This is a genomic window from Kribbella sp. NPDC059898 (assembly GCF_042730855.1).
Classification (GTDB): Bacteria; Actinomycetota; Actinomycetes; order Propionibacteriales; family Kribbellaceae; genus Kribbella.
The window spans coordinates 388,581-414,902 of the sequence record NZ_JBHWKR010000002.1 but is presented as its reverse complement, the minus strand read 5'-3'; the positions used below and the strand labels follow the sequence as shown (position 1 = coordinate 414,902).

At 68.9% G+C, this 26,322-nt stretch carries 20 protein-coding genes; 9 read left to right on the top strand and 11 right to left on the bottom strand.

Annotated features, from left to right (window positions below; translation table 11 throughout):
- Positions 1 to 77 precede the first annotated feature (77 nt).
- Positions 78 to 3,830: an endo-alpha-N-acetylgalactosaminidase family protein gene (locus tag ACFV9C_RS07525; RefSeq protein WP_380191421.1), complete on the bottom strand. Its 3,753-nt coding sequence runs from the start codon at positions 3,828 to 3,830 to the stop codon at positions 78 to 80.
- A gap of 110 nt (positions 3,831 to 3,940) precedes the next feature.
- Between ACFV9C_RS07525 and ACFV9C_RS07520 the strand changes: the two genes are divergently transcribed.
- Positions 3,941 to 4,165 (top strand): type II toxin-antitoxin system VapB family antitoxin, encoded by a 225-nt coding sequence (locus ACFV9C_RS07520; protein ID WP_380191419.1) that lies wholly within the window; start codon positions 3,941 to 3,943, stop codon positions 4,163 to 4,165.
- The gene (locus ACFV9C_RS07515) at positions 4,165 to 4,593 is read left to right on the top strand and encodes a PIN domain-containing protein (protein WP_380191417.1); all 429 of its coding nucleotides are present in this window, start codon (positions 4,165 to 4,167) and stop codon (positions 4,591 to 4,593) included. Before ACFV9C_RS07520 ends, ACFV9C_RS07515 begins: the two co-directional genes overlap by 1 nt.
- Here the strand turns inward: ACFV9C_RS07515 and fahA are convergent.
- On the bottom strand, positions 4,505 to 5,767 hold the full coding sequence (fahA, locus tag ACFV9C_RS07510) for a fumarylacetoacetase (RefSeq protein WP_380191415.1): 1,263 nt from the start codon (positions 5,765 to 5,767) through the stop codon (positions 4,505 to 4,507). The two genes, ACFV9C_RS07515 and fahA, sit on opposite strands and share 89 nt — an antisense overlap.
- Complete coding sequence (locus tag ACFV9C_RS07505) at positions 5,767 to 6,594, bottom strand: hypothetical protein (protein ID WP_380191413.1); 828 nt, start codon at positions 6,592 to 6,594, stop codon at positions 5,767 to 5,769. Before ACFV9C_RS07505 ends, fahA begins: the two co-directional genes overlap by 1 nt.
- A 69-nt stretch (positions 6,595 to 6,663) precedes the next feature.
- Here ACFV9C_RS07505 and ACFV9C_RS07500 point away from each other — a divergent pair, with 69 nt between their 5' ends.
- Both ACFV9C_RS07500 and ACFV9C_RS07495 read left to right on the top strand, forming a co-directional pair.
- Positions 6,664 to 7,857: a homogentisate 1,2-dioxygenase gene (locus tag ACFV9C_RS07500; RefSeq protein WP_380191411.1), complete on the top strand. Its 1,194-nt coding sequence runs from the start codon at positions 6,664 to 6,666 to the stop codon at positions 7,855 to 7,857.
- Between the two features lie 22 nt (positions 7,858 to 7,879).
- Positions 7,880 to 8,578 (top strand): hypothetical protein, encoded by a 699-nt coding sequence (locus ACFV9C_RS07495; RefSeq protein ID WP_380191409.1) that lies wholly within the window; start codon positions 7,880 to 7,882, stop codon positions 8,576 to 8,578.
- Here ACFV9C_RS07495 and ACFV9C_RS07490 read toward each other — a convergent pair.
- A complete protein-coding gene (locus ACFV9C_RS07490; RefSeq protein WP_380191407.1) occupies positions 8,575 to 9,366 on the bottom strand; it encodes a polysaccharide deacetylase family protein in 792 nt (263 codons plus the stop codon). The genes ACFV9C_RS07495 and ACFV9C_RS07490 overlap by 4 nt on opposite strands.
- Before the next feature lie 105 nt (positions 9,367 to 9,471).
- Here ACFV9C_RS07490 and ACFV9C_RS07485 point away from each other — a divergent pair, with 105 nt between their 5' ends.
- Positions 9,472 to 11,322 (top strand): bifunctional metallophosphatase/5'-nucleotidase, encoded by a 1,851-nt coding sequence (locus tag ACFV9C_RS07485; RefSeq protein WP_380191406.1) that lies wholly within the window; start codon positions 9,472 to 9,474, stop codon positions 11,320 to 11,322.
- 959 nt (positions 11,323 to 12,281) lie between these two features.
- Here ACFV9C_RS07485 and ACFV9C_RS07480 read toward each other — a convergent pair.
- From ACFV9C_RS07480 to ACFV9C_RS07470, 3 genes are all read right to left on the bottom strand, one after another.
- Positions 12,282 to 12,860, bottom strand: coding sequence for a nicotinamidase (locus tag ACFV9C_RS07480; RefSeq protein WP_380191404.1), 579 nt, complete (start codon positions 12,858 to 12,860; stop codon positions 12,282 to 12,284).
- Between the two features lie 65 nt (positions 12,861 to 12,925).
- The gene (locus ACFV9C_RS07475) at positions 12,926 to 13,705 is read right to left on the bottom strand and encodes an SDR family NAD(P)-dependent oxidoreductase (RefSeq protein ID WP_380191402.1); all 780 of its coding nucleotides are present in this window, start codon (positions 13,703 to 13,705) and stop codon (positions 12,926 to 12,928) included.
- Between the two features lie 50 nt (positions 13,706 to 13,755).
- Positions 13,756 to 14,505, bottom strand: coding sequence for a class II aldolase/adducin family protein (locus ACFV9C_RS07470; protein ID WP_380191400.1), 750 nt, complete (start codon positions 14,503 to 14,505; stop codon positions 13,756 to 13,758).
- 145 nt (positions 14,506 to 14,650) lie between these two features.
- Here ACFV9C_RS07470 and ACFV9C_RS07465 point away from each other — a divergent pair, with 145 nt between their 5' ends.
- From ACFV9C_RS07465 to rhaI, 4 genes are all read left to right on the top strand, one after another.
- The gene (locus ACFV9C_RS07465; RefSeq protein ID WP_380191398.1) at positions 14,651 to 16,918 is read left to right on the top strand and encodes a hypothetical protein; all 2,268 of its coding nucleotides are present in this window, start codon (positions 14,651 to 14,653) and stop codon (positions 16,916 to 16,918) included.
- A gap of 33 nt (positions 16,919 to 16,951) precedes the next feature.
- A complete protein-coding gene (locus tag ACFV9C_RS07460; RefSeq protein ID WP_380191396.1) occupies positions 16,952 to 19,240 on the top strand; it encodes a DUF4838 domain-containing protein in 2,289 nt (762 codons plus the stop codon).
- 61 nt (positions 19,241 to 19,301) lie between these two features.
- A complete protein-coding gene (locus ACFV9C_RS07455) occupies positions 19,302 to 20,306 on the top strand; it encodes a LacI family DNA-binding transcriptional regulator (protein ID WP_380191394.1) in 1,005 nt (334 codons plus the stop codon).
- A gap of 89 nt (positions 20,307 to 20,395) precedes the next feature.
- A complete protein-coding gene (rhaI, locus tag ACFV9C_RS07450; protein WP_380191392.1) occupies positions 20,396 to 21,571 on the top strand; it encodes an L-rhamnose isomerase in 1,176 nt (391 codons plus the stop codon).
- 294 nt (positions 21,572 to 21,865) lie between these two features.
- Here rhaI and ACFV9C_RS07445 read toward each other — a convergent pair whose 3' ends face one another.
- From ACFV9C_RS07445 to ACFV9C_RS07430, 4 genes are all read right to left on the bottom strand, one after another.
- Positions 21,866 to 22,744 carry a carbohydrate ABC transporter permease gene (locus ACFV9C_RS07445; protein ID WP_380191390.1) on the bottom strand — a complete coding sequence of 293 codons (879 nt, stop codon included), beginning with the start codon at positions 22,742 to 22,744 and terminating at the stop codon, positions 21,866 to 21,868.
- Positions 22,741 to 23,667, bottom strand: coding sequence for a carbohydrate ABC transporter permease (locus ACFV9C_RS07440; protein WP_380191388.1), 927 nt, complete (start codon positions 23,665 to 23,667; stop codon positions 22,741 to 22,743). The genes ACFV9C_RS07445 and ACFV9C_RS07440 overlap by 4 nt, the downstream gene beginning before the upstream one ends.
- Positions 23,664 to 25,040: an ABC transporter substrate-binding protein gene (locus ACFV9C_RS07435; RefSeq protein ID WP_380191386.1), complete on the bottom strand. Its 1,377-nt coding sequence runs from the start codon at positions 25,038 to 25,040 to the stop codon at positions 23,664 to 23,666. Before ACFV9C_RS07435 ends, ACFV9C_RS07440 begins: the two co-directional genes overlap by 4 nt.
- A gap of 94 nt (positions 25,041 to 25,134) precedes the next feature.
- A complete protein-coding gene (locus tag ACFV9C_RS07430; RefSeq protein WP_380191385.1) occupies positions 25,135 to 26,295 on the bottom strand; it encodes a GDSL-type esterase/lipase family protein in 1,161 nt (386 codons plus the stop codon).
- Positions 26,296 to 26,322 lie beyond the last annotated feature (27 nt).

Below are 26,322 nucleotides of genomic sequence, written 5' to 3'. Positions count from 1 at the left end.
AACCCACCCGCACCTCACTGTCCCCGGGGCGGGGGCCCCCCCCCCCGGGGGGGCGGGAAGTGGCGCCGCCGCGTTGTCTAGTGTGTGCCGTAGACGTTGAGCTCGGCGGCTGAGCCGAAGACTGCTCCGTTCAACGAGCTGGTGCCGACGAACTTCACGTAGCGGCCGGGCTTGGCGGGGAAGTCCAGCCGTTGTACGGCGGTGGAGTTCGGGAACTGTCCCGTCGCGACCGGCGTGCCCCAGTCCTGGCCGTCCGCGCTGACGTACAGCTCGTACCCCTTGAACATCCCGTTCGTCCCGCTCTGCCGGGGCAGGTAGCTGAACCCGTTCACCTGGTACGTCGACCCGAGGTCGAGCGTCATGAAGTGCGGGAACCCGGCCGGCGTACTCACCTGCGACCAGGCGGAATGCCAGATCGTACTGGGATTCCCGTCCAGCGCCATCGTCGCCGCACCACCCGTGGCAACGTCCTCGCTGTCCACAGCCACCACCTTGATCCGCGACTGCGGAACGATCCCCGGCGGCAGCACCGTCGCCTCCCCGGTGATCGTCGCCCGCCCACCCGTTGCCGACAGCACGTACTTCCCCTCCGGCGTACCGGCCGGCGGAGTGACATCCCATGTGGTCGAAACAGTCGCACCGGCGGCAACCGTCGCGTACGTCGCGGGACTGGTCGCCGCCACGGTCCACCCGTCCGGCACCGTGAGGCCGAGCGTGATGTTGCTGGCAGCAACCACATCGTTGTTGGTGAACGTCGTGGTGACGACATTCGCCTCGCCCGACACGAGTCCGGTCAGCCCGGTGACCGCGACGGAGGTGCAGTCCGCCGGCTCCGACGTCGTACCGAGATCGGTGACGGCGAAGTTGTCCATCACGAAGTCGGTCTGGTCGCCGCCGTCGGTGAGCTTCCGCAACCCGACCCAGTAGTCCCCGCCACACCCGGCGACGAACTCCTGGCCGAACGTCGCCTTCGTCCGCTGCTCACCGATCGGCGTCGCCTTCACCTCGACCGAGCTGGGACGATCGACGCCCTGGACCCACGCGTACTGCCCGGCCCGTCCGCTCTCGTAGTCGAAGCTCACCTTGTACTTGTGCCCCGCCTGGAAGTTCACCGTCCACGGCGCGGTCCGGTAGACCAGCCCCTCGTTCTCCTCATGAGACTTGAGCGACCAGTTCCCGTCCAGGACGTCGTCGACGAGCTTCCCGTTCCACCCGGCCTGGGTGTACGGCGCATGCTTCTTCGCGAGCACCGTCCGCGGATCGGTCACGCCACCGGCATCGCCCTTGATAAAGGGCCCCCACCCCTGATCCACATCCTCGAAACCTTCGGCCGCCTGAGCCGCCGCAGTCTCGACCACCCGCACATCATCCACCCGCACCTGCCCAGCCCCAGCCGCGGCTCCGATTGCCAGGTCAGCGGTGCTTCCCTTTGCTGTGAAAAGGATTCGCGCCCGCTGGTAGTACATCCCGTGCTTGTCGTCCGCCGCCACCATGTTCTCGACGGTCGACCGATTGACGACGTTCCTCACCCCGTCGACGGAGATGGTGGTCGGACGGTACGCCTCCGCCCAGGCGGACGCGCTGTACGTACGCCCCTTCGTCAGCCCGGTGATGCGCTGCGTCAAGGACGAAGCCTTCTTCCCGAGCTCGGCCACGTGCTGACCGTTCTCGAGCGTCGCGATCGTCGCTCCACCGGTGGCGTTCCAGGCATCCAGGTTGCCCGCGTTGAAGCCGGGGTCCTTCAAGTGCGTGCCTTCACCCCAGTTCACCGCGCGAGGCTGCGGAGCGGCTACCGGGTAGATCACGTACGGTTTGCCCGGAACTGCATCGAGGGTGATGGACCCGTGGTTCGCACGGATGGTGGTCGGCTTGGTGCGGCCGGTGTCGGTTAGCTGGTACGCGGTGAATGTCTGCACCCCCGCGAACGCTGCCGGCAGTTGCCACGTCGTACGGCCGCCGGCCGGGTTGTAGTGGTACAGCTTCTTGTTGTTGTCCCACGGCAGCAGGTACTTGTCGCCGTCCAGCACCTTCGCGTTCCCGACGTACACGGTCCGCTTCCCGTTCTCGACCGCGCCGCGGACGCCGCCGGTGAACGTGATGTCGTCCGCGTTCCAGTCCAGGATCTTCTGCTGCTGCAGGAACTTCGCCGGCAGGTTGCGCTGCCAGATGTTCGCGTAGAAGGCGTTCCAGTCGGTCTCGCCGGTCCAGCCCTCGAACTCGACGATCGCCGACTGGCCGAGGATCGGGTCGTTGTTCCAGACGTCCTTCTCGTGGTTGCGGACGAACCGGATGATCTTCGAGTTCAGGCCCTTGTTGGTCGCGCCGCCGTAGTCGAGGTCGTTGGCCCAGTGCGACCACAGCGACGTCCGCTCGTGCCGGTCGGCCCACTCGGTGGCGATCTGCCAGCCCTGCGCGGACAGCTGCCGGGTGAGGCCGTCGGCGAGCCAGCCGGACTGGTAGTACACGTCGATGTACAGCTCCTGCAGGTTCTTGTCGGTCTCGTCGCGCAGCTGCTGGAACCGCTTCACGATGTTGCCCGAGGCAAGATCCGGGCGCTGCTTGATGTAGTAGCTCTGGTTCAGCCAGTTCCAGCCCTTGGCGTTCTTGTCGACCAGGTCCTCGCTGAACGCGTTCGCCTCCGGGTACGACTCGGTCGCGTTCACGTGCACGCCGAACGCCGCGTTCCACGACTTGCCCTGCTTCAGCAGCGTGTTCAGGTCGGTCAGGCCGCCCGCGCGGACATTGTAGTTGCCGCCGTAGTCAGGGTGTCCCGAGTCGTGCCCCTCGGACGCGTAGCCCTTGAGCAGCGCCATCTGGCCGAGCCCGTCGGTGGACAGCGAGATCCGCTTGACGTCGTCGAGCGTCCGCAGGAACGGATGCGTGGCCTGGCTGGCGAAGTTGAACGGGATGTGCGTGATCACCCGGTCCTTGACCTGGTCGCCGCCGTTCGGCTCGGTCATGATCGAGCGGAACGCGACCGCGCCGTCCTCCCAGTCCACGGTCTTGTCGTTGTTGGCGTCGGGGGTGACCACGACCTTCGCCCAGGGGAGCGGCTCGGTGTACGGCGAGGTGTCGGCGCGGTACGTCCACTGACCGCTCCAGACGCCGACCCGCGTACTGCCGTCGCTGCCCTTGCGGGCCCGGTGCCAGAACCGGGCGCCGTCGTCCACCGACGGCCCGGACGGCTTGTCGTACGTCGAGTTCGACTCGATGCCCGCGGCCAGCCCGCTGGTGTTGACGAACGCGTACGCCGCACCGGTCGCGGACGTTTCCGCCGGGGTGTCCGCGGTGACCGGCGTGATCTTGTCCGCGGTCCGCGTCGAGTCCGGGTCGAGCGTCGTGAACGCGGTCGTCGCGCCGGCGTCCGTACTCGCCACCGACACCAGGTCCTGGTTCGGGATGTCGATCGTGTGCACCCGACTGCTGTCGGTGTCGCGGACCGCGTCGATCGCGAACGTCGTCACCCGGCCCGCGACGCTCAGGCTGGTGTCGAGCTCGACGCCGGGCAGCGCGTCGAAGCCGAGCGTGTACGACGCCTTGCCGTCGCCGATCGCGGCCGGCGCGACCAGGTGCGCGGTGCGGGCGACCCCGTCGATCGTGACCGTCGAGATCGCGTCCGGTTGTCCGCCGAGCGCCTGCCCGGAGGCGTTGTCGACGTACCTGATCACCCGCGGGAAGTCCGCCGCGACGGTGACCGTCAGCTCCGGCGACCGCAGTTGCGGGTCGCCGTCCGCCTGTTGTGCTGGTTGGGCCTGTGCGCCGGCCGGCGCGATCAGCACAGCGGCGGCCATGGCTACAGCCAGTACTCCACACCCCACTGAACGTTTCATGCCGACGAAGTTCGCACGTAACCGCTAACTCGTCAAGAGAAACGAACACTAATGAACAAACTGATCAGGCGTGGATCCTGGTGTGTAGTCTTATGTGTAAGGAGGCGCACATGGCTACCAACCTCGCGATAGATCCCCGGCTTCTTGAGCAAGCGCTCGCCATCAGCGGAGTGCGGACCAAGAAGGAGGCCGTTACGATCGCGCTGCAGGAGTTCATCGCGCGGCGCGCGCAGACGAAACTGGTCGACTCGTTCGGCACGCTCGACTGGGATGATTCCTACGATTACGCAGAAGATCGCCGGTCCCGTGACGGCAAGCTCGCGACTGCTGACTGATGGCCCTGCTGGTCGACACGAGTGTCTGGTCGCTGGCGTACCGCCGCGACGTGCCGCCTGATGTCCCGGAGGTCGAGGCGCTGCGCCGCGCCCTGACCGGTGGGGACAGTGTCGTCACGACCGGGATGATCCTCCTGGAGTTGCTGCGTGGATTCGCGCCGCCCAAGGCGCAGCAGACGATCAGAGCTGCATTCGACGTCCTGGAGTTCATTGAGCCGGACCGAGACGACTACCTCGGTGCCGCGGCCGTGGGTCATGCCTGCCGGCGATCGGGGGTTCAGCTGAGCTCCGTGGATGCGCTGATCGCGCAGTTGGCGATAACCGGTGACCACACGGTTCTCACCACCGATCGGGACTTCCATCATGCGGCCGAGCATGTTGAGCTCCGCGTTTGGCGGCCGCCGAGGCTGGAACGACCGTCCCCGTAACCTCGCCCAGGCCGAGGCGGGTGCCGGTCGAGGTGGTGGCCCAGGCGCTGATCGTGACCTGGTCGCCGTCCTGCAGGAATGTGTGCTCTCGACCGTCCAGTACGAGCGGTTCGCGGCCGCCCCAGGTCAGTTCGATGAACGAGCCGCGCTGGTTCTTCTCCGCGCCGCTGACCGTGCCGGAGGCGTACAGGTCGCCGGTGCGGACGCTGGCGCCGTTCACGGTCATATGGGCGAGCATCTGCGCGGGGGACCAGTAGATGTCGCGGTACGGCGGGGTGCTGACCAGGTGGCCGTTCAACCTGACTTCGAAGGTGATGTCGTAGTTCGTGAGGTTCTGTCCGCCCAGATATGGGAGGACGGGTGGGATCTGAGTCGGCAGCGGGACTTTGGCGTGGGTGAGGGCGTCGAGGGACACCACCCAGGGGGAGACGGAGGTGGCGAAGGACTTGCCCAGGAAGGGGCCGAGCGGGACGTATTCCCAGGCCTGGAGGTCGCGGGCGGACCAGTCGTTGACGATCACCACGCCGTACACATGGTCCTCGAAGTCGTCGACGGAGACCGGCTTTCCGAGCGTCGACGGCGTACCGACGACGTACCCGAGCTCGACCTCGATGTCGAGGCGCTGGGACGGGCCGTACGTCGGGGCGCTCGCGTCCGGGGGTTTGCGCTGGCCGGACGGGCGGACGATCTCCGTGCCGCTGGCAACGATCGTGCCGGCCCGGCCGTGGTAGCCGACCGGGAGGTGCTTCCAGTTCGGGAGCAGCGGGTCGGAGTCGGGGCGGAACAGCCGGCCGAGGTTCGTGGCATGCTGCTCGGAGGCGTAGAAGTCGACGTAGTCGGCGACCTCGAACGGGAGCTGCATGCTGACCGCGGACTGTGGGATCAGGTGCGGCTCGACGGCGTCGCGGTCGTTCGCGTTGCGGACCAGGTCGAGGAGCCAGTTGCGGGTCGCGCGCCAGGCGGGCCGGCCGAGGGCCAGGAACGCGTTCAGGGTCGGTTGCGCGAACAGTTGGGCGCCGTCCAGCATCTGTGCGGACGCGACCGGGGCGAGGTCGATGATCTGGTCGCCGATCGCGGCGCCCACCCGCGGCTCCTCGTCGCCGAGCCGGAACACCCCGAGCGGCAGGTTGTCCGGCCCGAACGGCGAGCCGTCCGGCATGTCGATCCAGCTCATCACATCAACCCCAAGCTCTTCAGGTCCGTCACCGGCTCCTCGATGCTGCACGAGCCGAAGGAGGTGAACCAGCGGCGGGTGCTCGCCGCCTGGTCGTCGGACAGCCCGCGCGCCCGCGCGGCCAGCGCCTCGCCGTCGCGGTTGTCCAGCAGTTCCACGAGTTCGTCGCTGTTGGCGCCGTCGAGCGATGCGCGGGTGGCGAGCAGGACGTTCAGAAAGCCCTGGTGCTCGAAGCCCTCCGCGGTGTGACGGACCGCGTTGTGCAGACCGGCGGTGCATTTGAACGGCACTTCACGGCCCAGGCAGGCGGTGATGAACGCCGCCACCTGCTGGGACGAAGGGAACAGGTGCGCGTCGAGCCCGCCGGTGCGGAGCTTGGCGTGGTACCCGGCGTCCGCGACCACGTCGAGCGCCCGCTCCCACGCGCCTTCCGTCCCGATCTCGACGTACGCCGCCTCCTCGTCGAGGCAGTCGTCGCACGCCCGCACCACCCGCAGCGCGTTCCGCGAAAGGTCGTCCTCGTCCCGCAACCGCACCTCGACCCCCGCCACCACCACATCCTTCGACCGATCCCCCCACCGCACGACGGGCTCGATCCCACCGGCCCCGCCGGAGATCACCACGGACACCCGCAGCGGCGTGGACGCGGCCTCGGCGACCTTCATCAGGTCGTCGTCCGTGCAGACGAAGGTGCCGACGAGGTCGGCGTAGGCCGAGTGGAGGTGGGACCGGTGGGCGGCGACGGCCTCCTCGAGGGGGAGGTTGCCGGGCGGGAACATCGAGGCGTCGTCGACCAGGTGGTGGTACAGCGCGGGCACGGTTGACATGTTCCAGAGCCTAACGGATGCTTTCGGTAAGCGGACGCACGCGTTCGATTATCGTTCAACGGAGTGAGCATGGCGTTCTACCGGCAGGTCGGGGAAGTACCACCCAAGCGGCACACCCAGTTCCGGAAACCGGACGGCGGGTTGTACTACGAGGAGCTGATGGGCGAGGAGGGCTTCTCGTCGGATTCCTCGCTGCTGTACCACGCCGGCGTACCGTCCGCGCTCGTCGACTCCCAGGTGTGGGACCTGCCGGACCTCGCCACCGTCGCGAACCACCCGCTGACACCCCGCCACCTGAAGCTTCACGACCTGTTCACCGACACGTCCAAGTCGAACGCCGTGGAGGACCGCCGGCTGGTCCTCGGTAACGGGGACGTCCGGATCTCGTACGCCGTCGCCGAGCAGCCCTCGCCGTACTACCGGAACGCGATCGGCGACGAGTGCGTGTACGTCGAGAAGGGGTCGGCCACCGTGGAGACCGTCTTCGGCGTGCTGAACGCGGTCGAGGGCGACTACGTGATCATCCCGCGCGCCACCACGCACCGCTGGCTCCCCGGCCCGGACGGCGTCTCGGCGTACTGCATCGAGGGCAACTCGCACATCGCCCCGCCGAAGCGCTACCTGTCCCGGTACGGCCAGTTCCTCGAGCACTCGCCGTACTGCGAACGCGACCTGCACCCCACCACCGAGCCGCTCGTCCAGGAGGGGACCGACGTCGAGGTGCTGGTGAAGCACCGCGGCAACGGGCCGGGCGGCATCGTCGGCACCCGGATGACGTACGCGACGCACCCGTTCGACGTGGTCGGCTGGGACGGGTGCCTGTACCCGTACACGTTCAATGTGAGCGACTTCGAGCCGATCACCGGGCGGGTGCACCAGCCGCCGCCCGTGCACCAGGTGTTCGAGGGGTACAACTTCGTGGTCTGCAACTTCGTGCCGCGGAAGGTCGACTACCACCCGCTGTCGGTGCCGGTGCCGTACTACCACTCGAACGTCGACTCCGACGAGGTGATGTTCTACTGCGGCGGCGACTACGAGGCGCGGAAGGGCTCCGGCATCGGCCTCGGCTCGATCTCGCTGCACCCCGGAGGCTACGCGCACGGCCCGCAACCGTCCGCGATCGAGGCCTCCCTCGGCGCGGAGCGGTTCGAGGAGCTCGCGGTGATGGTCGACACCTTCCGCCCCCTCGAACTCGGCGAGGGCGGCCAGGCCGTCGACGACGGCGTCTACGCCTGGACCTGGGCTGGCCGCCGCAAGAACTAGCAGACTGTGGGATTCTTTCTCCGTGAGTGAGGACGGGGACGCAACTTCACAGGTCGCAGAGCTGGACGCGGCAGACGACACGCCGGAGGTAGCGATGCCACCAGGTGATCCGGGACAGGCGTTCGTGGTCGGTGTCGACCGCGACGCGGTGCTGCGCCGGCGCGAGGTCGTGCGGACCGTGGAGCGGCGCGGCGCCTGGGTGACCGCGATCCTCGGCGGGATCGGCATCATCGCCGCGGTGTACGCGCTCTTCGCGTTCCGCGGCTCCGGGATGTGGCCGTTCGCGCTGCTGCTGATCGCGGCGATGCTGCCGCTGGTGATCAGCACGCTGCTGGTGTACCGCGTGCAGGCCGACCGGCAGCACTGGTACGACGCGAACGAGCTGCCGCCGGTGGCGATGCGGATCTCGGGCAAGGGCCTCGAGTTGGCGTGCGACGGCGCGGCGTTCCCCGTCGTACTCCCGTGGGCGACCGTCCGCGGCTTCACCCAGCACAAGCTGCTCGGTCAGTACATGCTCGACCTGGCGCTCGAGCGCGGCGTCGGCGCGACCACCGCCGGCGTCCGCGGCCTCGACCAGCCGTCGGTCCGTAGCGTCGTCAAGCCCAACCCGCTGCTCCGCCCCACCGGCATGTTCCTGATCAAGGCCCTCGACCAGCCCGTCCACGTCATCGACGAGGCCATCCGCCACTTCTCGAACGGAACCGCCGGCGTCCAGCGCTAACAGGGCAGCGCGCGGTACGTGTAGCCCTGGGCGGTCAGTTTGGTGAGGGCCTGGTCGAGGGCGGCGACGGTTTCGGAGCGGTTGCCGCCGCCGTCGTGCATCAGGATGATCGCGCCGGGGCGGGCGCCGGACATGATCGCGTGTTCGATGTGGGCGGTGCCGGGCTTCTCCCAGTCCTTAGTGTCGACGTCCCACAGCACCTGACGCTGGTGGTACGCCGCGGCGATCGCCTGGATCTTGGCGTTCGTCGCACCGCTCGGCGGCCGCAGGCACTTCGACTTGACGCCCATCGCGATCTCCTGCCGGATCTTGGCCTCCGGCAGCAGGGTCAGCGTCTTGTGGTCGACGGTGTGGTTGCCGATCCGGTGCCCGGCGGCGCGCTCGGCGGCGACCAGTTCCGGGTACTGCGCGACCTGGATCCCGAGCACGAAGAACGTGGCCTGCGCGTGGTGCTTGCGCAGTACCTGAAGAACCTTCGGCGTCCACTCGTGCTGCGGTCCGTCGTCGAAGGTCAGGTAGAGGACCTTCCCGTGGCCGGTCAGGTTCCAGTCGTCGGCGGGCGGCTTCGGCGGGGTCGGCGTGACCGGCGGCGTACTCGGCTTCGACGACGACGGCTCGCCGCGCTTCGACGTACCGGGCGTACTGAAGAGTCCGTGGTCCGGCGTCGTGCTCACCACGGGCGCGGCGGACGTGACGGACGGACCGGAGGGCGAGGCGGCTTGGGCGAGGACGGCACCGCAGAGCAGAGCGGCGACCAACGGCAGAAGTTTGCCGGGCGGCTTGGTCATGGGGCGCATCTTCTCGTGTGGGTGGGGGCAGTTGTCCACCGGGTCTCGCTTATCGTGTGCATTCGTGCCGGAGATCCCGGCGGAGCGACCTTGTGAGGCGGGGCGATGAGCGACAGCGGTGAGCGGAACACGATGACGCGACGCACAGTGATCGGTGCTGGGATCGGCGGTGCGGCGGCGCTGGCCGCGGCCGGGTTCCAGACGGCGCCAGCGTTCGCGGGTGGTCAGGGGAAGACGGTTCGGCTGACCGTGATGGGCACCACCGACCTGCACGGCAACGTGTTCAACTGGGACTACTTCAAGAACACCGAGTACGACGACTCCGCGCACAACGACATCGGCCTGGCGAAGATCTCCACGCTGGTCAGCGCCGTCCGGGACCGCCTCGCCGAGGACCGGCACGCGCCGCGCCCGCTGCTGCTGGACGCAGGCGACACCATCCAGGGCACCCCGCTGGCGTACTACTACGCGAAGATCGAGCCCATCACCGGCGGCCACACGCACCCGATGGCGGCCGCGATGAACCGGATCGGGTACGACGCCGCGGCGCTCGGCAACCACGAGTTCAACTACGGCCTCGACATCCTCCGCAAGTTCCAGCGCCAGCTGCGCTTCCCGCTGCTCGGCGCGAACGCCCAGGACTGGACGACCGGCCTGCCCGCCTTCCCGCCGTACGTGCTGAAGCGGGTGCACGTGCCGGGGGAGAAGCCGATCACGGTCGGCATCCTCGGCCTGACCAACCCGGGCATCGCGATCTGGGACAAGGCGAACGTCGAGAACAAGCTGAAGTTCGGCGGCATCGTCGAGCTCGCCCGGCAGTGGGTCCCGAAGGTCCGGGCCGCCGGCGCCGACCTCGTGATCGCCTCGGTGCACTCCGGCATGGACCTGTCCTCGTCGTACGGCGACGCGCTGCCGTACCCGGAGAACGCGTCCGTGCTGATGGCCGAGACCGTCCCTGGCATCGACGCCGTCCTGGTCGGCCACGCGCACCTGGAGATCCCGGAGCGGCTGGTCACGAACAAGACGAGCGGCGAGCAGGTCGTGCTGAGCGAGCCGCTGAAGTGGGGCATGCGGCTGTCGCTGTTCGACCTGGACCTGCAGAAGGTCCGCGGCCAGTGGAAGGTGGTCGCCCGGCACAGCCAGGTGCTGAACGCGAACACTGTCGCCGCCGACCCGGACGTGGTCGCGCTGCTGGAGAAGGACCACGACAAGGTCGTCCAGTACGTGAACTCGAAGGTCGGCACCTGCACCGAGGCGATGTCCGCGGCGACCGCGCCGTGGGAGGACACCGCGGCCCTCGACTTCGTGAACTTCGTCCAGGCGGACGCGGTGTCGAAGGCGCTCGCCGGTACGCCGCAGGCCTCGCTGCCGGTGCTCGCGATCGCGGCCCCGTTCAACCGCGACGCGTCGATCCCGGCCGGTGACGTGTCGATCCGCGACGTCGCGGGGCTGTACGTCTTCGACAACACCCTGCTCGCGGTGACGATGACGGGCGCCCAGGTCAAGGACTACCTGGAGTTCTCGGCGTACTACTTCAAGCAGGTCACCGGCACCGGCCCGTTCCCCTCGTCCCAGGTCACGAACGCGCCGACCTCGACGGCGCCGAACGGTACGCCGGACTACAACTACGACATCGTCGGCGGCCTGACCAAGCCGCTGACCTACACGATCGACATCGCCAAGGCCCCCGGCGCGCGGATCACCGGCCTGGCGTACGACGGTACGCCGGTCGCCGCCGACCAGCAGTTCGTTGTCGCGGTCAACAACTACCGCCAGTCCGGCGGCGGCAACTTCCCGCACGTCAAAACCGCACCGGTGGTCTACAACCGGCAGGTCGAGATCCGCCAACTGATGATCGACTACGTGACCGCAACCGGCACCGTCGACCCGAAGACCTTCCACACGGTCGACTGGTCGCTGGTCTCGAACGGCACCCCGATCACCGTCACGGCCTAGCACCGACGCGGGGCGGGTGTGGTCTGCCCCACGCGGTGCTACGCGCGGCTCCTTCGTCGCCGTGCTACGCGCCGCCCCACCCGCCCCCGGCTGACGCCGGACTTGCCGGCTGCCGCCGCATGTGACCACATCCGCCGACCGGTACTGGCGAAACGGACGGACGCCGCGAGGGTCCGCAACCGACGCACCGCCCACCCGCCCCGGTTGCGGACGCGGCGTCGGCCTGCCTGCCCGCCGTCAGGTGGTCGGCGAGCCGAGCTGTCCGTGGCTTGCGGCAACCCTGGACGACTGTTCCTCGTATGGATAGATAGGCGATCAGCACCTGACCCCGGTTCAGGTGCTGATCGCCACCTGAATACGGCTGGGTCGGTCGCCGTCGCCCCGGCGACCCGCTGGACAAGCCGAAGCGCGAGTGCTCACGACGCCCGTGGCGGACGAACGTGCAGTTCGCGCCGACGCAAAGGTGGGTGGGAATCCGTCGTGCGTGGCGGGCGGCTTGATCGCCCGGCGCGGTCGCGATCGTGGTGACGTAGGTGTGGGCAGTGACTCCGCTGACGCTCTTCGCCTGTGCCGCGTGCACCCACCTAGCTGTCACCCGCGAGCGGCGGCTCGCAAGTCCCCGGCGCCAGCCGGGAGGTGCCGACGCAGGTCGGTGTATGGGTCGGAGCACGCGGCGGGTAACTCACGTCCGCTCGTTCACCACGTGCGCTTGTTCACCACATCCACCGCACAACCCGCGCCACCACCTTCACTTCCCGGCCGCTACCTCCGCCGCACAACCCGCGCCAGTCACCACCTTCACCTTTGCCGAGTGCGCCCGCCTAGCCGTCGCCCGCGAGCGGCAGCTCGCAACTCGCCCGCGGCAGCGGGCAGAAGGGCCGGCATTAAGCCGGTGGGTGGGTGGGGGCGAACCACATCCGCTCGCTCGCCACGTCAGCTCTTGGCCGGCGCTCCAACGGTCAGGTGAGGGTGATGCCGGCGTTGCGGAGGTCGGTGAGGGCCTGGTGGGTGGTGGGTTCGGCGACGCCGGCGGTGAGGGTGGTGAGGACGGTGGTGTCGAAGCCTTGGGACTTGGCGTCCAGGGCGGTGGCGCGGACGCAGTAGTCGGTGGCGATGCCGCAGACGTCGACGTCCGTGACGCCCTTGCCGCGGAGCCAGTCGGCGAGTGGGTGGCCGCCCTCGTGGGACTTGCCCTCGAAGCCGGAGTACGCCGCGGCGTACTCGCCCTTGTCGAAGATCGCGTCGAACGGCTGCGGGTCGAGGTTCGGGTGGAAGCTGACGCCGTCGGTGCCGGCCACGCAGTGCGGGGGCCAGGAGTTCACGAAGTCGGGGGTCTTGGAGAAGTGGTCACCCGGGTCGATGTGGTGGTCCCGGGTGGCCACGACGTACGCGTACTGCCGCTCGTCCGGCTCCGCCTCGTGCCACTCGTGGAGCAGTTCGCCGATCCGGAACGCGACGTCGGCGCCGCCGGCGACGGCCAGGCTCCCGCCCTCGCAGAAGTCGTTCTGCACATCAACCACGATCAGTGCCCGGGTCATCGCGCCGCTCCTTTGCCGAGAACTCCTGAGCCCACCGTACAAGCGCCGAGCCCGGCAACGCCGGATTACGCGGGAATCAGATCGCCGCCGGTGACGTGCAGCAGCTGGCCCTGGATCGCCCGGGTCCGGGGCGAGGTCAGGAACAGGATCGCGTCGGCGATCTCGGAGACGTCCGGCAGGTGCCGCGCGGTGAACCCGGCCGCGATCCGCTCCAGCGCGGGCTGCGGGATGACCCGGTGCACGCCGTTCTCGAGCGTGATTCCGGGCAGTACGACGTTCACGAGTACGCCGTCGGCGCCCAGATCGTGCTGCAGACTCGCCGCCAGGCCGTGCAGCCCCGCCTTCGCCGCGCTGTACGCCCAGGAACCGGCCATCCCGCGCTCCGCGAGGTCGGTCGACAGCAGCACGAGCCGCCCGTGCTCCGACCCCCGCAGCGCCGGCGCGACCTGCTGCACCAGGTGGAAGTTTCCCTCGAGGTTCGCCCGGATGATCTCGGTCCACCACTCCGGCCGCGACTCCTCGACCTTCGACGGCCGCTCGTCGTACCCGAGCGTCCCCCAGCTGACCGCGTTCGCGACGACCGCGTCCAGCCCGCCCCAGTGCTCGACCACCGAGGCAACCGCGGCCGCGATCGTCTCCGGCGTACCGAGGTCCATCGGTACGACGTACGCCGTACCGCCCGCCGCCTCGATCTCCTCGGCGACCGCCTCGGCAGCGTCCTTCCGGCTGTTGTAGGTGATCGCGACCCGCGCGCCTTCCCGCCCGTACGCGACCGCCGTGGCCCGCCCGATTCCGGACGACCCACCGGTCACCAGCACTGCCGCGTCCTTGAAACCCAGGTCCATGACCCGTCCTCCTGCTTATCGTTAGTCGGCTAAGCAGAAAATTTAGCCGACTAACAATCTGAAGGCAACCCACCGGCGAGGGCCGAGCGGCGGAGCTGCTCGTCAGGGCGGGTGTGGATGCGGTCGGCGAGGTGCTGGGGGAGGTATTGCGGGGTGCCGATCGCGAGGCAGTCGCGCAGGATCCGGGCGGTCTTGTCGGCCATCTGGGTGATCCGCCGGGCCTCGTCGCAGGAGTCGCCGAGCGCGACCATGCCGTGGTTCCCGAGGTAGATCACCCGCGGCCGCTCGCCCAGTCGCTGGATGTACTCGAGGATTGCCGCCCGCGACCGCCGGCCGAGTTCGAGGCCGGGGTCGACGTACGGCAGCAGCAGCTGTTCCCGGCCGAGTACGACGATCTGGTCCGGGAACAGTGCGCCGTCGACCAGTGTCGACGCCCGGTCCGAGCAGACGATCGCGTTGACGGACTGCGGATGGCAATGTGCGACCACGGACGCGCCCGTATCGGTGAGTGCGACCGCGTGGAGGAGCGATTCAACCGAGGGTTGCGGCGCGGATGGGTCGATCCGGCTGTCCAGCAAGGCTTGTTGTACGTCGGAGTCGTCCGCATCGGGTGCGTCGAGCAGGTCGAGCAGTGGCCGGATCCGGACCTCGACGAAGCTCGCCTGGGAGAGCGACGTACCGCTGGCCTTCACCAGCATGCGGTCGGGGCCGAGGCGGGCGGAGAGGTTGCCCTCGCCGAGGAGAGCGAGCTCGCGGTGCTCCTCCCCGAGCCAGCGGGACAGGGCGGTGAGCTGATTCACGGGTCCTCCGGTTCCGGCCATCCGTGGCCGTTGACGTGTGCGCCGGTGCGGCGTAACTTCTGAGCAATTGGAGCGCTCCAATGATGCGTCTCCGACGAGCTCCGCACCACCCCCCACTCGCCGCCCCGGACCCGGGAGGAACTCGATGAAGCTCGCAGCTGCCGCAGCGGCCGCACTACTACTGGTCGGCCTGCTCCCCGCCGCACCCGCCGTCGCCGTCGCCTCGCCCGGCCTGCTCGACTCGTTCGACGGCGCGCGCGACGCGTCCCCGACGTACGGCCTGAACGACTCCCTCGGCACCCGCCAGTCCGGCGCCGGCAAGGGCGTCACCTTCACCCGCGTCCACGGCAACTGGACGTCGCCCGCCTCCACGCCGCCGAGCTACTACTCGCAGGTCGGCAACAACTCGTACCCGGGCCGGCTGTCCTTCTGGATCGGCAACTCCGCCGTCCGCCTCGACGCACCGGCGGCCGCCGACGCCACCGACGCGTTCACGGTCTCCGCCACCGTCGATCCGAACGCGAACTCGGCCGGCCCCGACACCGACTGGTCCTCGCTGATGCTCTCCGGCACCAGTACCTCGACCGGCTACGTCACCGCCTCCGACATCGCGATCGGCCTGACCGTACGGCGAACCGGCGAGGTCATGCTCTACCGCAACGGTGTCGCGCAATGGCCCACGAGCCTCACCACGACGAGGCAGTCGACCGGATTCGGGGTCGCCGTCACCGTCACCGGAGCATCGACAGCCGCACCCGCGGTGAGCGTGACGGTCAACGGCGCAACGAAGACCGCCGCCCTGGTCGCACCGCTACCACGCGCCTACGTGTACCTCGGCGCGTACCTCACCAGCGGCAGCAGCACCCCGCCGTACGGCGAAGTGAGCGCCGTCGACAATCTGCAGATCAGCAAGATCACGCAGTACGCCGACTCGTTCGACGGCGCCGCCGACACCGACCCGGGGTACGGCCTCAACGACAACCTGGCCGGACGGCAGACCCCGCAGACGAACGCCGGCTACACGCGCGTCTCCGGCAACTGGTCGAGCACCGCGCCGCCGCCGTCGAACTACTCCCAGGTCAACAACAACGCGTACCCCGGCAAGCTCTCGTTCTGGGTCGCGCCGTCGGCGGTTAAGACCAACGTGCCGGCGATCCCGGACGGTGACGACGCGATCGACCTCGCCGCGACGGTGGACCCGGACCCGGGCCTGTTCGGCACGCCCGGCGACTGGGTTTCGCTGATGCTGTCCAGTTCGAGTACGTCGACGGGCTACGTCACGGACGCGGCGAACCGGCTCGGGATGACGATCGCCCGCAACGGCGTCGTCACGTTCTACAAGGACGGCGCGGTCTTCGGCCCGACCCTCACCGCAACGCGCAGCGCGGCCGGGTACGCCGTCACGGTCCGGATCACGGCCGCGAGTACGGCGAACCCGACGGTCACCGTCACCGTGAACGGCGCGCAGACCTCGTTCGCCCTCGGCGCCTCCGTCGGCAAATCGTACGTCTACCTGGGCGCGTACCTCAGCAACGGCAGCGCGACCGCGCCGTACAAGGAAGTCAGCACGGTCGACGATCTGACCGTGGGCAAGGTGTCGCCGTTCCCGTTCCTCAAGTACTACGGGACGTACGGCACCCGGAACGACGATGCCGCGGGCAACCATGTCCCGGACATGGCCGGGATCGCCAACCTGCACTGGATCAACGTGTCACCAACCGACCCCGCCCAGCCGGTGACGTACCGGACCGACGTTTTCGCGTCCTGTCCGCCACACTCTTGCATCGTGTACGTCGGCAGCGAGTTCTTCGACCCGGGCAGCCACGCGATGTATCCGGACCGGTCCCGCTGGAACTCGTACGTCGCGATGCTGCAGCCGTACAAGGACAAGATCTTCGGCTACTACCTCCAGGACGAGCCGTACATCTACGGCATCACCGGCGCGCAGATGGACGTGCACGCCAACGCCGTCAAGGCGAGCATCACCGCGGGCAGCATCCCGGCCGGGCCGATCCTGATGACCGACACGTTGTACGACATCAACACCTGGGCGCACGTCCCGGCCGCGGTCGACTGGCTCGGCATGGACGCGTACTCGATGGACGCCGCGACGATCGAGGCGGCCGCGACCCGGCTGGACGAGATGACCCTCGACCCCACCGACCGGACCTACATGTTCCCGCCGAACGTTCCCGACACCTGGAACGGCTTCACCACCGAGCAGCAGGTGATCGGCAAGCAGTACGAGTACCTGGCGACCGCGAACCGCCATCCGAAACTGACCGCCCTGCTGAACTTCGGCCTCTGGGTGAACACCGGCGCCGGCGGCAGCCACGTCCAGACCCAGGAGAACGTCCCGAATCTGTTCGCGATCCAGGAACGCGTCGGCAACGCCGTCATGAACCTGCGCTGAGCACCACCAGACCCACGAGACAGGAGCCCTCGCATGTCCGAACACGTCTCCCGCCGTACCGTCCTCCGCACCGGGGCGGTCGGCGGTATGGCCGCCGCGTTCGCCGGCGTCCTCCCGGCCGGTGTCGCGCACGCCGGCCGGGACCAACTGCAGCTCGCCCAGCGCGGACGCTCGACGTACGCCGTACTTGCCGGCAGCAAGGATGCGCCGATGGTACGGCGGGCCGCCCGGGAGCTGGTCGACTACCTGAGCCGGGTGACCGGTGCGGCGATCCCGTTGGTGGACGAGAACACCGTGCGGTCCGGGTACCACGACCTGATCGTTGTGGGCACCAACAATCCGGCGGCCGGCAGGTTCGGGCGGATCGATCGGAGCGCTCTCGCCGACGACGGGTTCGCCGTCCGGGTCAGCGGCAAGGACGTGCTGATCACCGGCCCCGGCCCGCTCGGCACGCTGCACGGCGCGTACTGGTTCGCCGAGACCCAGCTCGGCGTGCACTGGTACGCCGAGAACACCGAGACCGTCCCGTCGCGGAGCACGATCGACCTCGACACCGATCCGCTGAACCGCGACTACGTGCCGCGGTTCCGGTTCCGGCAGCTGCACTACGGCGAGGCCTTCAGCGCCGAGAACCGGCATCACCTGCGGCTGAACGGCCGCCGCGACATGTACGACGTACCGCAGCCGGCCGACCTGAACGTGTGGTCCGGGTACTGGCCCGAGGACCGGCCGACGTTCTTCCGCGACCTGGTGACGGACAAGACGCTGATCCAGGACGGCAACGTCCAGTTCATGAACCCGGACGCGCGCAGCCAGGCGACCGCGACCGTGATCCGGCTGATCAACGAACGGATCGCCCGCGGCGAGAACGCGTCGCTCGGCACCATCCAGTGGGACGCGAACCCGTGGCACCCGGACCCGGCCAGCCAGGCGTTCATCGACGCGCACGGCGGCGCGGGCTGCGCCGCGATGCTGGACTTCGTCAACGACGTGGCCCGCCGGGTCCGCAAGGTGATCCCGGCCGCCCGCCTGGAGACCGAGGCGTACCAGTGGTCGATCCAGCCGCCGACCGGGATGACGGTCGAGGACAACGTGGTGATCACGTTCTGCCCGATCTACGCCAACCGCGGCAAGCCGATCCTGGACGACGCGAACGCGGACCAGCGGGCGTACCTGCTCGGCTGGACCAAGATCGCGAAGAACATCGTGCTCTGGGACTACCAGACGATGTTCTCCAGCTACCTGATGCCGTTCCCGCAGTGGTACGACGGGTTCGAGTCGCTCCGCCAGGTCGCGAAGCTTCCGCAGGTGCAGGGCCTGTTCATCCAGGGTGTCTGGAACACCCGCGGCGGCGACATGGCCTCGATGCGGACGTGGGTACTGTCGCGGCTCGCGTGGGACCCGTCGCTCGACGTACGGCGTACCGTCCGCGACTACCTCGACGGGTACTACGGTGCCGCGGCCGAACACGTCGAGGCGTACCTGCGGACGTTGTGGGAGTCGAAGGAGGCGAACGGTCCGCTGTCCGAGGCGTCGCAGTACATGTCCCGGATCTACGCGCTCGACGTGGTGCGCGCCGCCGACGGGCACTTCGCCGCCGCCGAGGCCGCGGTGCACGGGGACCAGGAGCTGCTCGACCGGCTCGCGGTCGCGCGGTTCCAGCTGGACTACGTGATCTTCATGCGTGCCCCGGCGTACCTCGAGGATCTGGCGAAGGCCGGCCAGACCTGGGACCTGGACCTCGGCAACCGGAAGGCACGCGCGAAGCGGTCCCTGCAGCTGACCGGGATGAGCCGGTACGCGGAGGGTGGCGGCGATGTCGGCAAGATCGTCGACGAGTACGACGTGAACCCGGTGCCGCCCGGCGACATCACGCCACCGGCAGCGGTCAAGGGGTTGCCCGCGGACCAGTGGGCCGACTTCCAGGAGAGCCGGATCCTGATCGCGGCGCCGTGGATGACAAGCCTCGCGACCGACCTGAAGGCGTCCAACCACCGGGCGCTGCGGATGGACCCGAACGACTCGCAGTGGGGCGTGCAGTTCTGGCTCGATCAGCTCGGCGACGGGAACTGGCGGCTGTTCCTCTCGCTGCGCGCCGACGTCGGGACCCTGGCCGCCGGTACGTCGGTCGCCGAGCTCGGCGTGTACCCGCCGTTCGGGAACACCGTGGTGAAGACCGCGGGCGACCTTGCCGACGGCGAGTACCACGAGATCGAGTTGCCCGGGACGTACAGCCGGGACTCGCAGCACGTGCTGTACGTCCAGAACCTGTCCAAGGTGCCGGCGCTCTGGATCGACCGGGTGTTCGCGATCAAGGCCTGATCGGTACGATTGACGCGCTCCAGACGATGCCCTCCGCATCGGTCCGACAGATGGGTCCCGTGTGATAGCGAACATCGAGGACGTCGCCCGGCTGGCCGGCGTCGCCCGGTCCACCGTGAGCAACGTGATCAACCGCCCGGAGATCGTCGCCGAGGCCACCCGGCTGCGGGTGAAGAACGCGATGGACATGCTCGGGTACGTTCCGAACGAGTCCGCACGGGTGCTGGCCGGCGGAATGGGCCGATTCGTCGGCATGGTCGTCCACGACGCCAGCAACCCGTTCTTCGGCGAGATGGCCCGGGCTGTGGAGGACATCGCGCTGGAGCGCGACTACGTGGTGACGCTGACCAGCACCGGCGCCGAGCCCGGGCGGGAGGACAACGCGCTGCGGCTGCTGATGCGGCAGCGCGCGCAGGGCGTCCTGCTGACCACGACGGCGATGCGGGCCACCTCGGTGGCGAGCCTGCGCGGGATCGGCACCCGGGTGGTGCTGCTGGACACGCCCGGCGGTCCCGAGGAGTGCTCGGTGTCGGTGGACGACGTCGACGGCGGCCGGCTGGTCGGCGCGCACTTCCTCGAGTGCGGGTACCGGCAGATCGCCTTCGCCGGCCGGCCCGCGCGGACCACCCAGCACGGCGACCGGCTGGCCGGCCTGCGGCAGGCGCTCGCCGGGGACGGCCGCGGCCGGGGCGTGCACGTCCAGGAGATCCTGGTCGCCGCGGACGACGTGGCCAGCGGGCGGGAGATCGCGACCACCGTCGCGAAGAGTGATCTCACCAGCCCGCTGGCGGTGCTCTGCGGCAACGACCTGATCGCGATGGGCCTGATGTTCGGCCTGCAGGAGCTGGGCGTCGACGTCCCGGGTCAGGTCGCGATCTGCGGGTACGACGACATCGATCTCGCGCAGTATCTGGCCATCCCGCTGACCACCGTCCGGCAGCCGATGGCCGCGATGGGGCGGACCGCGTTCGAGCTGCTGCTCAGCGAGGTGACCGACACCGGCCACGTGCACGAGGCCCGCCGGTTCGCGCCCGAGCTGGTCGTCCGCGGCTCGACCGCGTCCTGACCGATTCCTGCCGCGCCAGACCCCCGGCCGCCTTCCGCACTCTAGAATTGGAGCGGTTCAATCTTGCAGCTACCAGGAGGAGTGGGGACATGACGGCCAGCCCGAACGAGCTCGTCGAACGCATCGCCGGCTTCACGATCGAGACCCAGAGCTGGGGCTACGTGAGCACCGGCACCCGGTTCAAGGTGTTCAACACCCCCGGTACGCCGCGGACCGTGCACGAGAAGGTCGACGACGCCGCGCTCGTGCACCGGCTGACCGGCGTGACGCCGACGGTCGCGCTGCACATCCCGTGGGACCGCACCGACTACGCTGAACTCCGCCGGTACGCCGAGCAGCAGGGCGTCCGGATCGGGTCGATCAGCCCGAACATCTTCCAGGACGACGACTACCACCACGGCTCGTTCACCAACCCGGACCCGGCGATCCGGGCCAAGGCGGTCGCGACGTCGGTCGAATGCGTCGACATCATGCGGACCACCGGCTCGAAGCAGCTGTCGATGTGGGTTGCCGACGGCACCAACTACCCGGGCCAGGGCGACTTCCGCCGGCGCCGCGAGTGGCTGCGGGAGTCGCTGCGGCAGGTGTACGACGCGCTCGACCCGGACATGTCGATGATCCTGGAGTACAAGCTCTTCGAGCCGGCGTTCTACCACACCGACATCGCCGACTGGGGTCAGTCGCTGTTGCTCTGCCAGGAGCTGGGGGACCGGGCGAACGTGCTGGTCGACCTCGGCCACCACGCGCTCGGCGTGAACATCGAGCACATCGTCGCCACGCTGCTCGGGCAGCGGCGCCTCGGCGGTTTCGACCTGAACGGCAAGCGGTACGCCGACGACGACCTGATGGTCGGGTCCACGAACCCGTACGAGCTGTTCCTGATCATGGCCGAGATCACCAGCGCGCTGGCCGATCCGAATCCGGCGATCGCGGCCGGGGCGGCCGGTGTGCTGTTCAAGATCGACCAGTGCGCGATGGTGGAGGAGAAGCTTCCGGCGATGCTGCGCAGCATCGAGGCCTGTCAGATCGCCTACGCGAAGTCGTTGCTGATCGACCGGGACGAGCTGCGGAAGGCGCAGGACGCGGGCGACGTGGTCGGCGCGAACACGGTGGTGGACAGTGCGTTCCAGACCGACGTACGGCCGTTGCTGTGGCAGGCGCGGGAATTGCTCGGTGGACCGGTCGACCCGCTGCGGGCGTACCTGGACTCGGACCTCCCCCGCAAACTCGCCGCGGACCGGATCGGCGTACCAGCCGGCTGGTGAGATCGGTTGCCGCCAGCACCTACATCGGAAGCTCGCACCCTAAGCCGCAGGCCCCGCTGAGGTACTTTGAGAAGCCACCAACCATTCTCGCGGCCCGATCATGGTCGGTGGCTTCCCAAAGACGAGCACCTGCAGACCGACCCGGCCCGACTGGGGACCGTCAGAGCCCGATCGGGCGGCGGGGCTCCCCGAGCTGGTTTGGGCGGGCGGTCCGGCGGGTGTTGGGGTGTGTGGACGGGAGCCCGGACTTAGGGGTGCGGGCTTCAGGCGCCGCACGCTAGAGGCCGCCGGCTGTCAGCCCTTGACGGCGCCGGCGGCGCCTGCGCTGCGGAGGAATTGGCGTTGGAAGATCAGGAACAGTACGAGCGGGATGACCACGGTGCAGAACATTCCGGCCAGCAGCAACGACTTCTCGGCGGTCAGTGAGACCTTGAACAGTGCCACGCTGAGCGGCTGCGTCTCCGGCTTGGTGAGTACGAGCAGCGGCCAGAGGAAGTCTTTCCAGGACGCGATGAACGTCAGCATCAGGACGACCCCGAGGATCGGCCGGGCCATCGGCAGCAGGATCCAGACGAACACGCCGAACGACCCGGCGCCGTCGATCCGGGCCGCCTCGTACAGCTCGGCGGGGATCCGGTCGAAGAACTGCTTCACGATCAGCAGGTTGAACGCGCTCGCCGCCGCGGGCAGCCAGACGCCGAAGTAGTTGCCGGTGAACCCGAGCTGTTTGACTGTGAGGTAGAGCGGGACCAGCGTGATCGTCCCGGGAACGAACAGCGTCGCGAGGATCAGCCCCTGCAGGACGGGCGCCCAGCGCGGTCGCAGTACGGCGAGGACGTAGCCGCCGGTGGTGGAGACGATGATCGAGGTGATCATCGTGCCGGCCGCGAGCAGGATCGTGTTCAGAGTCGAGCGGCCGATGCCGATGCTGGTCCAGGCGTCGGCGATGTTGTGCCACTGCACGCCGGACGGCCACAGGGCGAGCGGCCGCGTGACGGTGTCTTCGGTTGTCGACACTGCCGCTTTCGCCAGCCAGAGCAGCGGTCCGAGTCCGACGATCGCTGCCAGCACCAGTCCGGTCAGGATCGCCAGGGCGAGTCCGATCCTGACCGGAGTACGGCGCAGGTCGGCCGCGGAGATGATGCTGCGTTCCTCGGCGTCCCGACTGCTCATGTCTGGCTCCATTTCCGGGTCGCGAACAGGTACACGGCCGACACCGCGGCGAGCACGACCGCGAGTAGCAGGCTCAAGGCGGTGGCGGCGCCGAAGTCGCCGTACACGAAGGCGTAGTTGTAGATCAGCAGCAGGACGGTGACGGTCTTGTTCTCCGGACCGCCGCCGGTGAGTAGGAACGGTTCGGTGAAGACCTGCAGGGTTCCGATGATCTGCAGGAGCAGCAGGACGAGTACGACGGTGCGCAGCTGCGGCAAGGTGATGTGCCAGAAGCGCCTCGGCAGCGACGCGCCGTCGATCTCCGCGGCCTCGTACAGCTCGCTCCGGATCGACATCAGCGCGGCCACGAAGATGACCGTGCCCTGGCCGAACGCGGACCAGGTGGCCATCAGGACCAGCGAAGGCATCGCGGTGACCGCGTCCTGGAGCCAGGCGACCGGGCCGATGCCGACGGCGCCGAGCAGCGAATTGAACAGGCCGTCCTTGCCCGGGTCGTAGAACTCGCGCCAGAGCAGGATGCTGACCACCGGCGGCAGGATGACCGGGATGAAGACCAGCACCGTCGCGAGCTGGCGGGAACGGCGCATTTCGGCGATCAGGGTCGCTGCGAGCAGCGGGACCGGGAAACCGAAGAGGGCTGCCAGCAGGGCGAAGTACGCCGTGTTCGCGACGGCTTGGCCGAGGAGTGGGTCGGTCAGTACCCGATGGAAGTTCTCCAGGCCGACCCAGGTGGTCTGCAGGAAGTTGGTGCGCTGGAAGCTCAGCGCGAGACCGCGGAGCAGTGGCCACCAGGAGAAGATCGCGAACACCAGGATCGTCGGCAGTCCGAAGAGCAGCGCGTCGAGACGGATCCGGCGCGGGCGTGCCGGAGCGGGCGGCGCCTGGTGGCGCAGCCCGCTCGGGCGGACAGCGGTACGGCTCACCGTTGGGCCGTGGCGAGGATCGTGGTGGCCTGCGACTGGGCCTGCTTCAGCAGCGCGTCGATGTCGGCGTCCTTGCGGGTCAGCACCGCCTGGATGACGGTGTCGAGCAACGCGTAGAGCTGCTGCGCCTCGATCGGCGGCTCGGAGACGACCGGCAGCTTCCGGGTGGCGTCGACGTAGGTCTGCACGTTCGCGACCGGGACGTTGATGTACGGCTTGATCGCCTCGAGGTACGGCTGGTACGCCTGCTGGTTGACGATCGCGTAGAACGTGCCCGGGACCGGATTGCCGTCGGCCGCCTGCGCCTTCGCGAGGTCGGCCGCGGTCTTGGTGTCGTAGTACTGGTCGAGGAACCGGAACTCGAGCCACTTGACGGCCGCGTCCACCTGGGCGTCGGTGGCGTCCGCCCGCAGGACCGACAGCGTGCCGCCGCCGAGACCACCGAGCCCGTTCGCGGTCTGCGGCATCGGGAACATCCCGAAGTCCCTCGGGTTCATCTTGTTCTTCGTGACGAACTCGCCGAGCCAGCCGTCCGGGCCGACCATGATCCCGCAGCGGCCGGCCGCGAACTCCGGCGCCAGCGCGGTGAAGTCGATGAGGAAGTTCGACCCGGCCGCGTTGTAGTCCCAGCGGACCTTGCGGAGGAACTCCAGCGCGGCGTGCGCGCCGGGGCTGTCGACGTTCGCGGTGAACTTGTCACCGTCCCGGGTCTCCAGTTCGTTGCCCATGGCAGCGATGATCGAGGTGAGGATCCAGCCGCCCTGGTTCTGCTTGGTGAGCTGGCAGTAGCCGGCCTTGCCGGTCGCCTGGGTGATCTTCTGCGCGGCCTGGGCCAGCTCGTCCCAGGAGCTGAACGGCTTGTCCGGGTCCAGGCCTGCCTTGGTGAACAGGCCGCGGTGGATCAGGATGCCGTTCTGGGTGGCGAACGTCGGGACCGCGTAGTAGTGGCCGTCGGTGCCCTTCACCGCGTCGAGCATCGTCGGCAGGATCGACTTCAGCTTCGGGCTCGCCTCCACCCACTTGGTCAGATCCTTGATCTGGTGCCGCGCGATCAGCCCGCCGGACTCGGTGAACGGCGCCTGGAAGCTGGTCGGCAGGTCACCGCCCGCGAGCTGGGCGGTGAACGTCCGGGCGTCCCAGGTCCAGTCGACCGGCTCGAGGTCGATGTTCGGGTTCTTCGCCTCGAACGCGGTGACCTGGGCCAGGAACTCCTTGCGTCCGGCCGGGTTGTCGTTGCCGGGCAGGCCGTTGACGGAGATCTTCACCTTCCCGCCGGCGGCCGAGCTGTCGCCGGCGCTCTTCCCGCAGCCGGCGCCGGCCGTGAGTACGGCGGTCAGCGCGGCCGCGACGGCCATCTTTCGCAGCACAGTCATTCGGGACTCCCTCGGGAATTGAACCGCTCCAATTCGGAGAGATATAGCACAGTGGTGCGGCCGCGACAACGGCTCTGACCGGGACCGGACGAGGTCAGCCGGGTCGTACGCCGAGGACGGCCGCTGCCTCTTCGGCGTAGATGCGGTGGCCGCGGTCGTCGGGGTGGTTGATGCCGTTGCGGAGCAGCGTGGGGTAGGCGACGCCCTCGGCGTACAGGCGGTGCCAGCGGTCGGAGACGGCGGCGATCGCGACGGATTCCCGGGCGGCGAAGGCGCGCAGGAAGGCGACGTACGGGCGTGGGTCCGGGGCGTCGATGCGGTCGAGGTGCATCCAGTCCGGGCGGGTGAAATGCGGTTCGAGCAGCAGCAGATCGGCGCCGGTTGCGCGGCAGCGGGTGTGGATCTCGTCGTACAGCGACGGCCAGCGGGACGGGTCGAGCTCGGCGTCGTTGACGAACTCGAGCGTGATCAGGTCGGGCTTGGTGGCGGCGACGTTCCGCCAGTCCGCGCCGTTCGGCGCGGCGCCGTCGGACAGCCATTCGGGCGACTCGCTGCCGCCGATCGCGACCGTGCGGAGCTCGGCCGCGATGCCGGCGGTGCGGAGGAGGTCCTGGAGTTGTGAGGGGTACGCCGTCCGCTCGCTGGACGCCGATCCGCCGGCCGTGACGCTGTCGCCCCAGCAGGTGATGCGGACCGGCCGCCCTTCGGCGATCGCCTTCCGGACTGCGGGAAGGCGGTCGAGTTGCGGTGCCGAGAGCGGCGTACGGGCAACGTCCGTCCACGGGATCAGTAGTGGGTCGTCGCCGGCGTACGGCACGAAGATCGTGGCCAGGGGCTTGCTGTCGTCCGGGATACCTGGGGGCTGCGGGTTGCTGAGGTGGCTGTGGCCGCGGAGGAGGCGGCCGTCGGCGAGCAGGACGTCGACGCGCAGCAGGGAGTACTCGTACTCGGCGACAGGCTCTCGTAGTGGGCGCTTCCTGGTGAGCGCGGCCCAGTGCTCGTCGACGAGGTAGTCGGTGCCGGGCCGGAGCGGGCCGTCGGCGTCGCGCAGCCGCAGGGTGCCTGGTCGCAGGGCGCCGGGTGCGGCGGTGTCGTCGATCCCGCGGCAGTCGGTCATCACACCGCGCAGCCGGTAGCCGTGCCGCCAGCGGTCCGGTTCGCCGTCCGGCAGGTCGACCGGCTCGTCCACGACCACCCGCCGCTCGGCCGGCGCGATCCCGCCGGCGGTCGCCACCATCTCCCACAGCTGATCCATGCGGACTCCTTCTCTTGGTCCCCGAAG

Excerpts from the sequence above, each read along its gene's own strand:
- ACFV9C_RS07490 (WP_380191407.1), bottom strand. The coding sequence starts at position 9,366 with ATGACCAAGCCGCCCGGCAAACTTCTGCCGTTGGTCGCCGCTCTGCTC.
- ACFV9C_RS07480 (WP_380191404.1), bottom strand. The coding sequence starts at position 12,860 with ATGACCCGGGCACTGATCGTGGTTGATGTGCAGAACGACTTCTGCGAG.
- ACFV9C_RS07520 (WP_380191419.1), top strand. The coding sequence starts at position 3,941 with ATGGCTACCAACCTCGCGATAGATCCCCGGCTTCTTGAGCAAGCGCTC.
- ACFV9C_RS07460 (WP_380191396.1), top strand. The coding sequence starts at position 16,952 with ATGTCCGAACACGTCTCCCGCCGTACCGTCCTCCGCACCGGGGCGGTC.
- fahA (WP_380191415.1), bottom strand. The coding sequence starts at position 5,767 with ATGAGCTGGATCGACATGCCGGACGGCTCGCCGTTCGGGCCGGACAAC.
- ACFV9C_RS07525 (WP_380191421.1), bottom strand. The coding sequence starts at position 3,830 with ATGAAACGTTCAGTGGGGTGTGGAGTACTGGCTGTAGCCATGGCCGCC.
- ACFV9C_RS07465 (WP_380191398.1), top strand. The coding sequence starts at position 14,651 with ATGAAGCTCGCAGCTGCCGCAGCGGCCGCACTACTACTGGTCGGCCTG.
- ACFV9C_RS07430 (WP_380191385.1), bottom strand. The coding sequence starts at position 26,295 with ATGGATCAGCTGTGGGAGATGGTGGCGACCGCCGGCGGGATCGCGCCG.
- ACFV9C_RS07500 (WP_380191411.1), top strand. The coding sequence starts at position 6,664 with ATGGCGTTCTACCGGCAGGTCGGGGAAGTACCACCCAAGCGGCACACC.
- ACFV9C_RS07515 (WP_380191417.1), top strand. The coding sequence starts at position 4,165 with ATGGCCCTGCTGGTCGACACGAGTGTCTGGTCGCTGGCGTACCGCCGC.
- rhaI (WP_380191392.1), top strand. The coding sequence starts at position 20,396 with ATGACGGCCAGCCCGAACGAGCTCGTCGAACGCATCGCCGGCTTCACG.
- ACFV9C_RS07505 (WP_380191413.1), bottom strand. The coding sequence starts at position 6,594 with ATGTCAACCGTGCCCGCGCTGTACCACCACCTGGTCGACGACGCCTCG.
- ACFV9C_RS07475 (WP_380191402.1), bottom strand. The coding sequence starts at position 13,705 with ATGGACCTGGGTTTCAAGGACGCGGCAGTGCTGGTGACCGGTGGGTCG.
- ACFV9C_RS07445 (WP_380191390.1), bottom strand. The coding sequence starts at position 22,744 with ATGAGCAGTCGGGACGCCGAGGAACGCAGCATCATCTCCGCGGCCGAC.
- ACFV9C_RS07485 (WP_380191406.1), top strand. The coding sequence starts at position 9,472 with ATGAGCGACAGCGGTGAGCGGAACACGATGACGCGACGCACAGTGATC.
- ACFV9C_RS07435 (WP_380191386.1), bottom strand. The coding sequence starts at position 25,040 with ATGACTGTGCTGCGAAAGATGGCCGTCGCGGCCGCGCTGACCGCCGTA.